Source organism: Rhizobium sp. B21/90 (assembly GCF_019355815.1).
Classification (GTDB): domain Bacteria; phylum Pseudomonadota; class Alphaproteobacteria; order Rhizobiales; family Rhizobiaceae; genus Rhizobium; species Rhizobium rhododendri.
The window spans coordinates 1427055-1440475 of the sequence record NZ_CP072162.1; the positions used below are offsets into that span (position 1 = coordinate 1427055).

The window sequence follows — 13421 nt, forward strand, 5'->3', positions numbered from 1 at the left end:
AGAAGGAGGAGAACCATGGGTATCCGTAAAATCATGTTGCTTGGCGTCCTGGCTCTGGCCAGCGTGTCCGCATTCGGGCTGTCTGCGAGGGCGGAGGACACAGTCATCACCGTCTGGTCGCTGGACAAGGATGGGCAACCGGCCCCCGATCTTGCGAAGCGGTTCAATGCGCTCAACAACGGCATCAAGATCGAATATCGCGAAATCCAGTTCGACGACGTGGTCAGCGAGGCGATGCGCGCCTATTCGACCGGCAAGGCGCCCGACATCATTGCCATAGACAATCCGGACCATGCGCTGTTCGCCTCGCATGGCGCCTTTCTCGATCTCACCGACATGATTTCCAAATCGACGATCGTCAAGCCCGCCAATTACTTCCCCGGTCCGCTGAAGTCGGTGATGTGGGACGGCAAATACTACGGCGTTCCGAAGGCGACGAATACCATCGCGCTTTACTACAACAAGGACATGTTCAAGGCAGCCGGACTCGATCCCGCCAAGCCGCCGCAGACCTGGGACGAACTGGTTGCGGATGCAAAGAAGCTGACCGATCCGGCAAAGAACGTCTACGGCCTGGCGTTTTCAGCGAAGGCTGGTGAAGAGGGGACGTTCCAGTTCCTGCCCTGGGCACAGATGGGCGGCGCCACCTACGACCACATCAACACGGATGGCGCTGTAAAGGCACTGACCATCTGGAAGCAGATCATCGACGAAAAGCTTGCCTCGCGCGATTCGCTGACACGCGGGCAATGGGATTCGACCGCCACGTTCAACTCCGGCAATGCCGCCATGGTCATTTCCGGCCCGTGGGAAATCGATCGCATGCTGAAGGATGCCAAGTTCGACTGGGGCACCGCGCTCCTGCCGGTTCCTGAGGAAGGTGCGCAACGCTCGTCGGCCATGGGCGACTATAACTGGGCGATCTTCTCGAAGAGCAAGCACCCGGAAGAGGCCTTCAAGGTGGTGGAATATTTCGTGTCCCAGGACCCGACGATGTTCAAGGATTTCGGCCAGTTGCCGGCCCGCTCCGACATCACCATCCCGCCGACCGGCAATGCTCTGAAAGACGCAGCTTTGAAGACCTTCGTCGAACAGCTGAAATATGCCAAGCCGCGTGGTCCGTCGCCACAATGGGCGAAGATCTCCAAGGCGATCCAGGATGCCATCCAGGCGGCGCTCACCGGCCAGATGTCGCCGAAGGACGCGCTCGACCAGGCAGCCCAAAAGATCAAGGCGCTCGGCTGATACCAGCACTCTAGCCGGATGGCGGTGTAGATCCGCCATCCCCACAGTTTCCTCCCGGAAGGGGCCGTCTCGTCGCCAATGTAGAGATGGCCCCATTTCGAGATTGCAAGGCAGCACCGCCGTGCTGACCCACAGGGAGACCATGCGCAAAATCCTATCCAGTCTCACCGATGGTCGCGGTTTCGACATCACCCTTGTCGTCTTTCCGCTGTCCTTCCTGTTCCTGCTGTCCGGACTGCCGCTCATCTACAATGTGCTGATGAGCTTCCAGCAGGTCGACATGTTCAGCATGGGCACCTTCATCAGGCCGTTTGCCGGTCTTCAGAACTATATCGACCTGTTCCAGCTGCCGCAGACGCGCAGCATCCTTTTCAACACGGCGATCTTCGTCGTGGCATCGATTGCCGGCCAGTTTGCCATCGGCTTTGGCCTCGCACTGTTCTTCTGGGTGAATTTTCCCGGTGCCTCCTGGCTGCGCGGGCTGTTCCTGGTGTCGTGGGTGATGCCCGGTCTTGTTGTCGGCGCGGTCTGGAACTGGATGCTGTCCGGCGACTTCGGCATCTTCAACTTCATACTCCGCGAAACCGGCATCATCAGCAGCAACATCTTCTGGCGATCGGACCCGAATTTCTCGCTGTGGGCCGTCATTCTCGCCAACATCTGGCTGGGCGCGGCGTTCAACATGATCCTGCTGTCGGTCGGCCTTGCCGCTATCCCGAAGGATCTGTTCGAGGCGTCCGAACTCGATGGCGCCAATGTCTTCCAGCGCTTCTGGACGATCACGCTGCCGATGATGCGCTCGACCATCGGTGCCGTGGTCTCGCTGGGGCTGATCTTCACGCTACAGCAATTCGACCTGTTTGCGGCGATTACCGACGGAGGGCCGAACAACTCGTCCAACGTCGCGCAGTTCTGGGCCTGGGACCTGTCGTTCCGTCAGTACGACTTCGCCAAGGGAGCTGCAATTTCGGTCATCATGCTGGTCTTCGTCATTGTCGCTTCGGTGATCTATGTCCGGTCAACACGCCATGAGGTGCGGGGATGAGTGACACTTTCCGCAACAGGCTGATGCTGTTTGCCGCCATCGTGCTTGCCGTCATCTACCTCTTCCCGCTCTACTGGATGTATGTCACCAGCCTGAAAAGCGGCTCGGCGATGTATGTCACGCCGCCCAGCTTCTGGCCGCACGATCCCCAATGGAGCATCTACGGCGAGGTGTGGGCGAGCCGTAACATGGCCCGCTATCTCTGGAACTCGCTGGTCATCGCCGTCGGTGCCGTGGTGCTGATCTCGATCTTCGGCTGCGGATGCGCGTACGTGCTGGCGCGGTACCGCAACCACTGGATCGACGTCGGGCTGTTCCTGATCCTGCTTCTGCAGGTGCTGCCGCCGTCGCTGATGATCACGCCGATATTTGTCGGCTTCTCGCAGATCGGACTGCTCGACTACCCGCGTCTGTCCGTCATCATCGCCATCGCCGCGAACAAGATGCCGTTCTTCGTGGTGCTCGTGCGCGCTACATTCATGAGCGTGCCGATGGAACTGGAGGAGGCTGCGCTGGTGGACGGCAATTCGCGCATCGGTGCCTTCTTCAACATCGTCCTGCCGCTGGCCCGCAACGGTATCCTCGTCAGCGCCATTCTCATCTTCATGCAGGCCTTCGGCGAGTTCGTCTATTCGAAGTCGATGATCCAGGCGGCGGACCTGCAGCCCGCCAGCGTCGGGCTCAACAGCTTCATGGGCCCCAACACCACCGACTGGAACAAGATCATGGCCTATTCGACGATCTATGTGACGCCCATCCTTGCCATCTTCGTTCTTCTGCAGCGCCGCATCGTTTCCGGCCTCACATCGGGAGCCCTCAAATGACCCTTCAAATCGAACTCAGCGGCGTCAACAAGTACTACGGTGCCTTCCACGCATTGAAGGATATCAATCTGGCCATCGAGGATGGCACCTTCGTCGCGCTGGTCGGGCCGTCCGGCTGCGGCAAGTCCACGCTTCTGCGGTCGCTGGCGGGGCTGGAGAAGATCTCTGCGGGCGACATGCGCATTGCCGGCGAACTGATGACCAACGTGCCGCCGCGCAAGCGCGACATTGCCATGGTGTTCCAGTCCTATGCGCTCTATCCCCACATGACGGTCGAGGAGAACCTGACCTACAGCCTTCGCATCCGTGGCGTGAAGAAAGCCGAGGCCCGCAAGGCCGCTGCCGATGTTGCAGCCACGACCGGGCTGACGCCGTTGATGAAACGCTACCCGCGCGAGCTCTCCGGCGGCCAGCGGCAGCGTGTTGCCATGAGCCGCGCCATCGTCCGCCATCCGAAGGCCTTCCTGTTCGACGAGCCGCTGTCGAACCTCGATGCGGCGTTGCGCGTCCATATGCGCAAGGAAATCCGCATGCTGCACGAGCGGCTGAAGGCAACGTTCGTCTACGTGACCCATGACCAGATCGAGGCAATGACAATGGCCGATCATGTCGTTGTCATGAAGGACGGCGTTATCGAGCAGCAGGGTGCCCCGCTCGATCTCTACGACCGGCCGGTCAATCGCTTCGTGGCAGGTTTCATCGGCTCACCGGCGATGAATTTCGTGCCGGCACGCGCCGCTGCCGATGGCCGGAGCGTGGTGCTCGATTTTGCAGAAGGTCAGCGGACGCTGCCGATCTCCGGCCAGTTGCACCCCGGCCAACCGGTGCTTGCCGGCTTGCGACCCGAACATCTCGTCACCGCGCCCGAAGGGCAAGGGACGTTCGATATCCGCATCGACACCGTCGAATCGACGGGGTCCTCGACGTTCCTGACGACAGTCACGGTCCCGGAACTGACTATCGTCGAGACCTCCCGTCGGGGCGTACGGCCGGGGGATCGCATCGGCCTGTCCATCGACCCATCGCAGGTGCATCTTTTCGATGTCACGACGGAAAGGCGCATCGAGGTGAGGTCGGCAAGTTGACAGGTTTACACGATTGACAAAACCGTCTGGACGGTATGTCATGCGGAATGTCCGACGCACATCACAGAAAAAAGCAACCCTTGCTTATCCGCCAGCAACTGCTCGCGGTTGCCGCGCGTTTGGCGGCTGAGCGCGGCGTCGCCTCTGTGACGCTGGATGCCGTGGCGGCTGCGTCTGGCGTCAGCAAGGGTGGGCTCCTGCATCACTTCCCGACCAAGGCCAGCTTGCTGGAGGCCATGCTCGACAGCCTGCTGGACCAGCTGGATGCGGCTATCGATGGGCAGATGCGCAACGACCCAGTGCCTTATGGCCGTTTCACCCGTGGCTATCTGCGTGCGGTCGTCGATCTTAGAGAGCGTACCGAGGCCTCCGGGGACTGGGGGCAGGCGACGCTGACGCTGCTGACCGACCCGGCGCTGCGGCAGCGCTGGCGAGACTGGGTGGAAAAGCAGAGCGAGAATTTCGTCGGTACGGATTCGTCCGTCGATGCCCGGATCGTGCGGTTTGCCATAGACGGGATCTGGCTTGCCGAGGTTCTCGGCAGTGGCGATGCAACACCCGCATCCCGACAGGCGCTCGTCGACCGGCTTGTCAGTCTCACGCACAAATAGAAAGAAGAGGGCCCGATGGCGAATGCATCCGTTTATGGCCTGCTGCTGGTCGCCATCGTGCTGGAGGTGATCGGCACGACGGCGCTGCAACTGTCGCAGCAGTTCACGCGACCCTGGCCGATCGTCGTCCTCGTCGCGTGCTACACAGCTTCGTTCTACTGTCTGTCGATCACGCTCAAGGCCATACCCGTCGGCGTTGCCTATGCCATCTGGAGCGCGCTCGGCATCGTGCTGATTTCGGTTGTCGGGCTGGTGTTCTTCCGTCAGCGGCTTGATCTGCCGGCCGTCATCGGGCTTGTGCTGATCATCGCCGGAGTGCTCGTCGTCAACCTGTTTTCCAAATCGATTTCGCATTGAGCGCAAGGCCTGGCGCCCTTTCTCAACTCGGATGGCCGCTCTATTTGCTTCAACATCATGCGAGCTGGCGGCATGCCCCGAAAAAGGCGGGAATGCCGCAATACAACAGAGACTCACGGGAGAGATGCTATGGCAAAAACAATTCGAACAGTGGTTTGGGGCGAGAACATCCACGAGCAGACAAGCGACGTGGTTCGCAAGGTCTATCCGGAGGGCATGCACACGGCGATTGCCGCGGCGCTGAATAGCGATGCGCGCATCGAGGCAACGACTGCCACCCTGCAGGAGCCGGAACACGGATTGAGCGAAGCGCGGCTGCACGACACCGATGTCCTCGTCTGGTGGGGCCATGCCGACCATGGAGCCGTCGACGACGCGATCGTCGAGCGCGTCGCCAAGCGCGTCTGGGAGGGCATGGGGCTCATCGTCCTGCATTCCGGCCATTTCGCCAAGATCTTCAAGCGGATGATGGGCACGCCCTGTGCGTTGAAATGGCGCGAGGCCGGCGAGCGGGAGCGCGTCTGGGTCGTCAATCCGAGCCATCCCATCGCTACCGGTCTGCCGGAAAATTTCGTGCTCGAAAACGAGGAAATGTACGGCGAGGCCTTTTCGGTGCCGGAACCTCTCGAAACGGTGTTCATTTCCTGGTTCCAGGGCGGGGAGGTTTTCCGGTCGGGCATGACCTGGAAGCGTGGCGCCGGCAACATCTTCTATTTTCGCCCGGGTCATGAGACCTATCCGACCTACTACGACCCGAATATCAAGACCGTGCTGATCAACGCCGTTGCCTGGGCCTATAATCCGCAGGCGGCATGGACCGGCATCCATGACGCGCCGAACGTTCCCGTCGAGCAGGCGCTGGAGCCGATTACCGAACGTGGCCCGAAACTGCACCAGGCCGGCGAAGCCGGTTACCGCTGAGGTCGAATATGCGTCTCATCATCGTTGGCACCGGCGTCATGGGCAAGAACCAGCTCGATCATTTTGCGCGCATAGACGGCGTGGAGGTGGTCGCGGCTGTCGACAGCGATGCCACCCGGCTTGCCACCTTTGCCGACCGGTTCAATATCAAAACCCGGTTCACGTCGCTGGACGAGGCGATTGCCTGGGGGGAATTCGACGCGGCGACGAACGTCACGCCGGATCGCATGCACCACCCGACGACGCTCGCCCTGCTGGCGGCCGGAAAGCATGTGCTTTGTGAAAAGCCGCTCGCCGAGAACTACGAAAAGGCGCTCGAGATGACGGAGGCGGCTGAACGGGCCGGCGTCATCAACATGGTCAACCTGACCTATCGCAACGTCGCGCCGCTGCAGCGGGCCCGCGAGATGGTGATCGCCGGCGAGATCGGCACAGTCAAGCACGTCGAGGCGTCCTATCTGCAGAGCTGGCTCGTTTCCAAGGCTTGGGGAGATTGGCGCAGCGAATCTACCTGGCTATGGCGGCTATCGACCGGCCACGGGTCTAACGGCGTGCTGGGCGATATCGGCATCCACATTCTCGATTTTGCCGCCTATGGTGCGGCGACCGATATCGATCACGTGTTTGCGCGACTGAAGACCTTCAACAAGGCCCCGGGCGGCCAGATCGGCGAATACCGGCTCGATGCCAATGACAGCTTTGCGATGTCGGTGGATTTTGCCAACGGCGCCCTCGGCGTCGTGCATGCGACGCGCTGGGCGACGGGGCATCTCAACGAACTGAAGTTGCGGGTCTATGGCGAGCGCGGCGGGCTTGAAGTCATCCACCGTCCGGACGGTTCGGAGCTACGTGTCTGCACTGGCGACGACGTGGAAACGGCAGAGTGGAAAGTCGTCGACGTGCCCTCGGTGCTGACCAACTACCAGCGCTTTGTCGAGGCTGTGCGGACCGGCGTGCCTCAGGATCCGAATTTCCGCCATGCCGCCAATCTGCAGAAGGTCCTGGATCTGGCGCTTGTGACGGAACTCGAGCGCCGCGAACTGAAAGTCTGAGGCGATCAGAATGCGGTGATGCGTGCCGGGATCGCGGACTGCGATGCTTGCGCATCATAGCCGATTGCATACATACTAGCCGCAAACCGAATGGCTCGATAAGCCCAACTCCGACGCTCGACGATCGTCTTTCCAGCAGAAATTGATAGATATGACCGATACCCTGACCAATTCCTCTTCCGTAGAGCCAAAGCCTTCCGACCAGACTTTCGCCACGACCGGCATCGCGCCAATGGAGCGCCCGGGAGCCATGACGCGCTTCTTCATGGGCATCGTTGCCTGGGCCGAACGGCTGAACCTGAAATATGCCAAGCTCGGCAATCCCCCCGTCTACGATAATGCGATCTTTCCCTGGGTCGCCGAGATCGAGAAGGACTGGCCGCTGATTCGCGCCGAACTCGACCGCGTGTTGCTGCGCCAGAGCGAATTGCCGACCTTCCAGGAAATTTCCACGGATGTGAAGACGATCTCGACGGACAGCCACTGGAGGACATTCTTTCTCGCCGGCTTCGGGCTGAAATCCGAGCAGAACATCCAGGCCTGCCCGGATACTTGGCGGGTCGTGCAGAAAATTCCCGGCATGAAAACGGCGATGTTCTCGATCTTCGAGCCGGGCAAGCACCTGCCGGCCCATCGCGGCCCCTATAATGGCGTGTTGCGCCTTCATCTGGGGCTGATCGTGCCTGAACCGGCTGACAAACTGGCGATCCGCGTCAAGGACCAGATTTGCCACTGGCAGGAAGGCAAGGTCCTCATTTTCGACGACGCCTATGAGCACGAGGCCTGGAACCACACCGACAAGACCCGCGTCGTGCTGTTTGTCGACTTCAACAAGCCTACCCGTTTCCCGGCCAATTTCATCAATTGGATGCTGATGAACCTGGCGATCTTCACCCCGTTCATCCGCGAAGGTCTCGACAACCACAAGGAGTGGGAAAAGAAATTCTACGCCCAGGCCGAGGCATTGCGGAACCGCAAGACGGACTAGCGCAATCACAGATAGTTGTTGCGAGGCCGGGATTGCAATGGCATTGCGACGCCCGAGGCCTAAACCGCGGCAACACCGCCATCGATGAAGAGTTCATGTCCAGCGACAAAGCTACTCTCGCTTGATGCCAGGAAAAGGACTGCGCGTGCCACCTCGTCCGGTTCCCCCAACCGCCCAAGCGGCACGCTTCTATTGAGAGCCTCTTCGACTTCGGGTTGCGTGTCAAGGTAGCTGCGTATCAGCCGTGTTTCTGTTCCACCAGGCGAGACGACGTTGACGCGGATGCCTCGCTCCTTAAGCTCATTCGTCCAGCTTCGGGCGAACGAGCGCACCGCTGCCTTGCTGGCGTTATAAAGAGACTGGCTTGGCAGGCCTTTGCTGCCAGCAATGGAGCCGTTGAGGACGACGGCACTTCCTGCTGTCATCAGTGGCAGTGCTTTCTGCACTGTGAACACCATACCTTTCACATTGACGTTGAAGATCGAGTCGAAATGCGTTTCGTCGATTGCATCGAGCGGAACGACCTCGTAAATGCCCGCATTGGCGAAGACGACATCGACCCTTTGGTGGTCGCTTTGGATCCGTTCGTAAAGCCGCACGACGTCGGCAGACTTGGTGACGTCACCTTGCACGCCGACCGCCCCGTGGCCGATCTCTTTCACGGCCTCGGCGAGTAGTTCTTGCCGGCGCCCTGTGATGTACACGTGCGCACCTTCGATGGCGAAAAGTTTGGCCGTTGCGAGGCCGATGCCGTCGCTACCTCCCGTTATCACCACGACTTTGTTTTCGAAACGTTTTGTCATTTCTTATTTGCCCTTTTTTGACAAGTGGAGGATTGCTCCACTTGTAATATGGAGGTAGCCTCCACTTGGCAAGCGATAGAGGAAAATAAGTTGAGTGATGAACCCGCCCTCCGGGCTGACGCGAAAAAAAACCGCGAACTTATCCTTTCTGCCGCAGAGGAGCTCTTCCTCGAAAAAGGAGCTGGTGTTCCGCTGGAAGAGGTTGCCAAGCGCGCAGGCGTCGGTATCGGCACGCTTTATCGTCGCTTTCCCACGCGTGAGGCACTTTTGGCAGCTACCAGCAACGAGCGTTTCTTGTCGCTGGCCGAGACCAGCCGTAAGCGCGACCCAGATCTAACTCCAGGCGATGCGGTGCGAGCTTATCTTGAAGATCTTGCCAGGAACACGAGCACGTATCAGAGCCTTGCTGTTTCGATCGGGACTGTTATCCAATGCGGGACGCCCGGATGTAATGCGATTACCGCGGAAGGGCGTCGGCTGCTGCAGCGTGGACAAGAAGCTGGCACCATCCGCCGCGATGTCACTTACGAGGATTTCATCTACGTTGTAACTGCCATCTCCATTGCCATCGAAAATGACGATCCATCGAAATCGCGTATCGGCCATCTGGTGGACTTGTTCCTGAATGGCATAAGCGTAAGAGGTTCGGATTAGCCATCGATATACTTCTCTGTCTCTGCCAGCCATCACCGGGGGTAACTGCATCTTCTTCGACGCAACAACTGCTGTCGCATATAAGCAATTGCATTATCCTGCTGGCATCGGCGATTGAAAAATCGGCTTTGCATCGCCATCTCTGGTCAGAAGAAACCGTTGGAGGTTACAATGACGGAATACAGGAAAACGGCAGAAGCCGTGGCCAAGCTGACGCCGGAGCAATACCGGGTGACGCAGCAAAGCGGAACGGAACGTCCGGGCAGTGGCCCTTTGCTGAACAACAAGGAACCGGGGATCTATGTGGATATCGTTTCCGGGGAGCCGCTGTTTGCCTCGTCCGACAAGTTCGATTCCCATTGCGGCTGGCCGAGCTTTACCAAGCCGATCGAGCCTGCCTATGTGAGCGAGGTGCACGACTCGTCGCATGGCATGGTCCGCATCGAGGTGCGCTCCAAGCATGGCGACAGCCATCTGGGCCACGTCTTTCCCGATGGGCCGCAAGATCGCGGCGGTCTTCGCTATTGCATCAATTCCGCGTCGCTGCGCTTCATCCATCGTGACCAGATGGAGGCTGAAGGCTACGGCGCCTATATCAACCAGACGGAGGAAGTCCAATGACCGAACGTGCTGTTCTTGCCGGTGGCTGCTTCTGGGGCATGCAGGATCTGATCCGCAAGATGCCCGGCGTCGTCTCGACGCGCGTCGGCTATTCCGGCGGCGAGGTGCGCAATGCGACCTACCGCAATCACGGAAACCATGCCGAGGCCATCGAGATCAACTTCGATCCTTCGAAAATCAGCTACCGCGATCTCCTGGAGTTCTTCTTCCAGATCCACGATCCGTCGACGCCGAACCGGCAGGGGAACGATGTCGGCCCAGGCTACCGGTCTGCGATATTCTATGTCAACGACGAGCAGAAGCGGATCGCCGAAGACACCATCGCCGATGTCGATGCGTCCAAGCTATGGCCCGGCAAGGTCGTCACCGAAGTCTCGCCGGTCGGCGATTTCTGGGAGGCCGAGCCTGAGCACCAGGATTATCTGGAGCGGATCCCGAATGGCTATACGTGCCATTTCATCCGTCCGAACTGGAAGCTGCCGCGCCGGACGCAGGCCGCCTGAGCTTAGGACTTATTTCAAAGGGCCCGCTGGTAACTGCCAGCGGGCCCTTTTTTGTTGATGTGCTCCTCAGGAGGCGTTGTCGGTTGATGGCCGGTCGAGCGTTTCGACCAGCGTCGAACTGGCCTTGTTCATGCCGCGGACATCCACGTTCGCGCCTTGCGCCCTGAAGCGGGCAACTACCCGGTCCAGCGCTGCGACTGCGGTAATGTCCCAGAAATGTGCGCGCGACACGTCGATGACGACCGACTTGCCGGCAAACTCCGCGACGTCGAAGGCATCGACGAACAGATCGGCCGAGGCGAAGAACACCTGTCCGGTCACTCGGAAGGTGGATTGACCGTCAACCGCCGCCGGTTCCAGCGTCACGTCCATCAGTCGCGCCACCTTGAAGGCGAAGAACACGCCGCTAAGGAGCACGCCGACCGCGACGCCCATCGCCAGGTTCGACGTGGCGACAGTCACGGCCACGGTTGCCAGCATCACTGTACTCGACATTTTCGGATGGATGACGATGGCCCTGAGCGAGGACCAGTCGAATGTGTCGATCGAGACCATGACCATGATCGCCACCAGCGCGGCAACCGGTACCTGCGATACCCATGGTTTCAGGAGCACCATCAGTATGAGCAGGAACGCACCGGCAAACAGCGTCGAGAGGCGGCCGCGACCGCCATATTTGATATTGCTCACCGTCTGGCCGATCATGCCGCAGCCGGCGATGCCGCCAAACAGGCTGGCAGCCGCGTTGGCCAGGCCGAGACCGGTGGCTTCACGGTTCTTCGAACTCGGCGTATTGGTGAGGTCGTCGACAACGCTGGCGGTCATCATCGATTCCAGCAGCCCGACCATGGCAATTGCAAGCGCCGGGCCGGCGATGATGCCGAGGGTCTCGAACGTCAACGGTACGGAGGGCCAGGCAAAGATCGGTAGGCTGTCGGGCAACCGTCCGAGATCGGCGACGGTCTTCACCGGCAGGTGCAGCATCACCGACGCGACTGTCAAAACGACGATGCAGATCAGCGGCGAGGGGATAGCCGTTGTTATCAGGGGCAGCAGGTAAATGAGCGCAAGGCCTGCGGCAAGCACCGCATAGGTTGCCCATCCGGCGCCGATGACTTGCGGCATCTGGGCCGAGAATATCAGGATCGCAAGGGCGTTGACGAAGCCCGTCCGAACAGACTTCGAGACGAAGCGCATGAGCACGCCGAGGCGGAGAAGGCCGAAGAGGATCTGGATTACGCCGGCGAGCAGTCCGGCGGCGAGAAGGTAGGGAAGGCCGTGGCTGTGGACCAGCGGAGCCGCCACGAGGGCGACGGAGCCGGCCGCAGCCGAGATCATCGCGGGGCGGCCGCCGGTAAAGGCAATGACGATGCCGATGACGAAGGAGGCAAACAGGCCGACCTGCGGATCGACGCCGGCCGCGAAGGAAAAGGCGATGACTTCCGGAATGAGGGCAAAGGTGGCAACTGCACCGGCCAGCATTTCACGCGTGGGACGGGCAGACCAGTCCCGGCTGAAGGACGATAGGATCATGGGATGAATTCTCGCAAAGCATGGCGATCGCCGCTGAAAATGCGGTCGTATCCTGGCATGCACATATTTGCGTGGTCCGGCGGATCGGCGGCCGGAATAGCCACCCGGATTTTCACCGGGTCCAGTCGAATAAGCTCTTATAGCCAGACTCGATATTGCGGCGCAACAGAAAATGGCACCGCTTACAGTTTTGCAGTCGATGCCATTCAGACGTTCAAAATCGCTGCCGAGCCGTTGGTCCGGCTGGCCTGATACCTTACTGCGCGGTGAAGAACGTCAGCAGGACCTTGCCCTTGTCGCCGAGAAGGCAGACGAAGCGGTCGGATTTACCGGTCACGCCCTTGCGCGAGAGATAGGCCTCGCCGAGCAGCACCGTTTTCACCGAAACATCCTCGACCTTGGTATCCGCGGCGCTGACGGCCAGGCTCTCCATGTCAAAAACGATGTCGGTGATGTCGGGCGATTTTGCCTGCAGAGCGATCAGGCCGGTGGCCTTGCATGCGGTCACTGCAGGATCTTCCTTGGTCTGGGCGAGCGCCGGTGTCACCAGAAAGGCAGCGGCGACGGTGGCGAGGATCAATGTCTTGTAGGTCATGGGATTAATCTTTCCGCTGCGTTTCAGGTGGGTCGGGAGACGCGAAAAGGGCCAGCACAATGGCTGGCCCAATTCGGTTGTCGGCGATTATTTCTTGAACTTGGAGTAGTCGAGCTTCGGAGCCTTCGTCAGGTCTTCCTTGGAGGTGTCGACATAGGCCTTCCAGGTGCCGTTATCGTCGGCGAGGGCGACAGACGATGGGTCGAGCACGACATAGCTTTCGCCGAGGCCGAGGAAGCCGCCGACGCTGGCGACGATGCCGATGACGGACTTGCCGCCGCCGATGACGATGTCGGAGACTTCGCCGATCTTGTCATTCTGCTTGTTGTAGATGTCGACGCCGATCAGCTTCGAAGTGACGATGTCGGTGTCCTGAATGTTGACGTACTTCAGGGGGCCGCTAGCCATCTTGCCCATGGTGATGCCTGGGCCTGCCATCGTGGCATCTGCCCCGGTAGCTGCCGACGTCTGAGCAAAGGCTGCACCACCGATGAGTGTGAGCGTCAGACCGGCAACGAGCGAACGGAATTTCATAAAGGACTCCCTAGGATTATGTAGGCCGACGACGTGTCGGCCAGTGCGGA

At 60.0% G+C, this 13421-nt stretch carries 16 protein-coding genes and 1 other annotated feature; of the genes, 12 read left to right on the plus strand and 4 right to left on the minus strand.

Annotated elements, in window-relative coordinates:
* Positions 1–15 precede the first annotated feature (15 nt).
* From J5278_RS06815 to J5278_RS06855, 9 genes are all read left to right on the plus strand, one after another.
* Positions 16–1245 (plus strand): sugar ABC transporter substrate-binding protein, encoded by a 1230-nt coding sequence (locus tag J5278_RS06815; protein ID WP_209184417.1) that lies wholly within the window; start codon positions 16–18, stop codon positions 1243–1245.
* A gap of 142 nt (positions 1246–1387) precedes the next feature.
* Positions 1388–2290: a carbohydrate ABC transporter permease gene (locus J5278_RS06820; RefSeq protein ID WP_209184416.1), complete on the plus strand. Its 903-nt coding sequence runs from the start codon at positions 1388–1390 to the stop codon at positions 2288–2290.
* Positions 2287–3114: a carbohydrate ABC transporter permease gene (locus tag J5278_RS06825; protein WP_209184415.1), complete on the plus strand. Its 828-nt coding sequence runs from the start codon at positions 2287–2289 to the stop codon at positions 3112–3114. The genes J5278_RS06820 and J5278_RS06825 overlap by 4 nt, the downstream gene beginning before the upstream one ends.
* The gene (locus tag J5278_RS06830; RefSeq protein WP_209184414.1) at positions 3111–4199 is read left to right on the plus strand and encodes an ABC transporter ATP-binding protein; all 1089 of its coding nucleotides are present in this window, start codon (positions 3111–3113) and stop codon (positions 4197–4199) included. Before J5278_RS06825 ends, J5278_RS06830 begins: the two co-directional genes overlap by 4 nt.
* Before the next feature lie 47 nt (positions 4200–4246).
* A complete protein-coding gene (locus tag J5278_RS06835) occupies positions 4247–4810 on the plus strand; it encodes a TetR/AcrR family transcriptional regulator (RefSeq protein ID WP_209184413.1) in 564 nt (187 codons plus the stop codon).
* 15 nt (positions 4811–4825) lie between these two features.
* Positions 4826–5167, plus strand: a complete 342-nt coding sequence (locus J5278_RS06840; RefSeq protein WP_142823450.1) for an SMR family transporter — start codon at positions 4826–4828, stop codon at positions 5165–5167.
* A 129-nt stretch (positions 5168–5296) separates the two neighbouring features.
* The gene (locus J5278_RS06845) at positions 5297–6088 is read left to right on the plus strand and encodes a ThuA domain-containing protein (RefSeq protein WP_209184412.1); all 792 of its coding nucleotides are present in this window, start codon (positions 5297–5299) and stop codon (positions 6086–6088) included.
* Between the two features lie 8 nt (positions 6089–6096).
* Complete coding sequence (locus J5278_RS06850; protein WP_209184411.1) at positions 6097–7140, plus strand: Gfo/Idh/MocA family protein; 1044 nt, start codon at positions 6097–6099, stop codon at positions 7138–7140.
* A 151-nt stretch (positions 7141–7291) separates the two neighbouring features.
* Positions 7292–8128 carry an aspartyl/asparaginyl beta-hydroxylase domain-containing protein gene (locus J5278_RS06855; RefSeq protein WP_209184410.1) on the plus strand — a complete coding sequence of 279 codons (837 nt, stop codon included), beginning with the start codon at positions 7292–7294 and terminating at the stop codon, positions 8126–8128.
* A gap of 59 nt (positions 8129–8187) precedes the next feature.
* Here J5278_RS06855 and J5278_RS06860 read toward each other — a convergent pair whose 3' ends face one another.
* Complete coding sequence (locus J5278_RS06860; protein ID WP_209184409.1) at positions 8188–8931, minus strand: SDR family NAD(P)-dependent oxidoreductase; 744 nt, start codon at positions 8929–8931, stop codon at positions 8188–8190.
* Between the two features lie 90 nt (positions 8932–9021).
* Here J5278_RS06860 and J5278_RS06865 point away from each other — a divergent pair, with 90 nt between their 5' ends.
* From J5278_RS06865 to msrA, 3 genes are all read left to right on the plus strand, one after another.
* Positions 9022–9585, plus strand: a complete 564-nt coding sequence (locus J5278_RS06865) for a TetR/AcrR family transcriptional regulator (RefSeq protein ID WP_209184408.1) — start codon at positions 9022–9024, stop codon at positions 9583–9585.
* Between the two features lie 171 nt (positions 9586–9756).
* Positions 9757–10206 carry a peptide-methionine (R)-S-oxide reductase MsrB gene (gene msrB / locus J5278_RS06870; RefSeq protein ID WP_209184407.1) on the plus strand — a complete coding sequence of 150 codons (450 nt, stop codon included), beginning with the start codon at positions 9757–9759 and terminating at the stop codon, positions 10204–10206.
* Positions 10203–10709: a peptide-methionine (S)-S-oxide reductase MsrA gene (gene msrA, locus J5278_RS06875; RefSeq protein ID WP_209184406.1), complete on the plus strand. Its 507-nt coding sequence runs from the start codon at positions 10203–10205 to the stop codon at positions 10707–10709. The genes msrB and msrA overlap by 4 nt, the downstream gene beginning before the upstream one ends.
* Before the next feature lie 66 nt (positions 10710–10775).
* On the opposite strand, the gene J5278_RS06880 is transcribed toward msrA, so the two are convergent.
* From J5278_RS06880 to J5278_RS06890, 3 genes are all read right to left on the minus strand, one after another.
* Positions 10776–12242, minus strand: a complete 1467-nt coding sequence (locus J5278_RS06880; RefSeq protein ID WP_209184405.1) for a SulP family inorganic anion transporter — start codon at positions 12240–12242, stop codon at positions 10776–10778.
* A gap of 70 nt (positions 12243–12312) precedes the next feature.
* Positions 12313–12368 (minus strand) — a sequence feature (sul1 is cis-regulatory element that is thought to sense ions involved in sulfur or methionine metabolism; They are found in Alphaproteobacteria).
* Between the two features lie 130 nt (positions 12369–12498).
* Positions 12499–12837: a hypothetical protein gene (locus J5278_RS06885; RefSeq protein WP_209184404.1), complete on the minus strand. Its 339-nt coding sequence runs from the start codon at positions 12835–12837 to the stop codon at positions 12499–12501.
* An 87-nt stretch (positions 12838–12924) separates the two neighbouring features.
* On the minus strand, positions 12925–13371 hold the full coding sequence (locus J5278_RS06890) for a PRC-barrel domain-containing protein (RefSeq protein ID WP_142823440.1): 447 nt from the start codon (positions 13369–13371) through the stop codon (positions 12925–12927).
* Positions 13372–13421 lie beyond the last annotated feature (50 nt).

Excerpts from the sequence above, each read along its gene's own strand:
- J5278_RS06815 (WP_209184417.1), top strand. The coding sequence starts at position 16 with ATGGGTATCCGTAAAATCATGTTGCTTGGCGTCCTGGCTCTGGCCAGC.
- J5278_RS06820 (WP_209184416.1), top strand. The coding sequence starts at position 1,388 with ATGCGCAAAATCCTATCCAGTCTCACCGATGGTCGCGGTTTCGACATC.
- J5278_RS06825 (WP_209184415.1), top strand. The coding sequence starts at position 2,287 with ATGAGTGACACTTTCCGCAACAGGCTGATGCTGTTTGCCGCCATCGTG.
- J5278_RS06830 (WP_209184414.1), top strand. The coding sequence starts at position 3,111 with ATGACCCTTCAAATCGAACTCAGCGGCGTCAACAAGTACTACGGTGCC.
- J5278_RS06835 (WP_209184413.1), top strand. The coding sequence starts at position 4,247 with ATGTCCGACGCACATCACAGAAAAAAGCAACCCTTGCTTATCCGCCAG.
- J5278_RS06840 (WP_142823450.1), top strand. The coding sequence starts at position 4,826 with ATGGCGAATGCATCCGTTTATGGCCTGCTGCTGGTCGCCATCGTGCTG.
- J5278_RS06845 (WP_209184412.1), top strand. The coding sequence starts at position 5,297 with ATGGCAAAAACAATTCGAACAGTGGTTTGGGGCGAGAACATCCACGAG.
- J5278_RS06850 (WP_209184411.1), top strand. The coding sequence starts at position 6,097 with ATGCGTCTCATCATCGTTGGCACCGGCGTCATGGGCAAGAACCAGCTC.
- J5278_RS06855 (WP_209184410.1), top strand. The coding sequence starts at position 7,292 with ATGACCGATACCCTGACCAATTCCTCTTCCGTAGAGCCAAAGCCTTCC.
- J5278_RS06860 (WP_209184409.1), bottom strand. The coding sequence starts at position 8,931 with ATGACAAAACGTTTCGAAAACAAAGTCGTGGTGATAACGGGAGGTAGC.
- msrB (WP_209184407.1), top strand. The coding sequence starts at position 9,757 with ATGACGGAATACAGGAAAACGGCAGAAGCCGTGGCCAAGCTGACGCCG.
- msrA (WP_209184406.1), top strand. The coding sequence starts at position 10,203 with ATGACCGAACGTGCTGTTCTTGCCGGTGGCTGCTTCTGGGGCATGCAG.
- J5278_RS06880 (WP_209184405.1), bottom strand. The coding sequence starts at position 12,242 with ATGATCCTATCGTCCTTCAGCCGGGACTGGTCTGCCCGTCCCACGCGT.
- J5278_RS06885 (WP_209184404.1), bottom strand. The coding sequence starts at position 12,837 with ATGACCTACAAGACATTGATCCTCGCCACCGTCGCCGCTGCCTTTCTG.
- J5278_RS06890 (WP_142823440.1), bottom strand. The coding sequence starts at position 13,371 with ATGAAATTCCGTTCGCTCGTTGCCGGTCTGACGCTCACACTCATCGGT.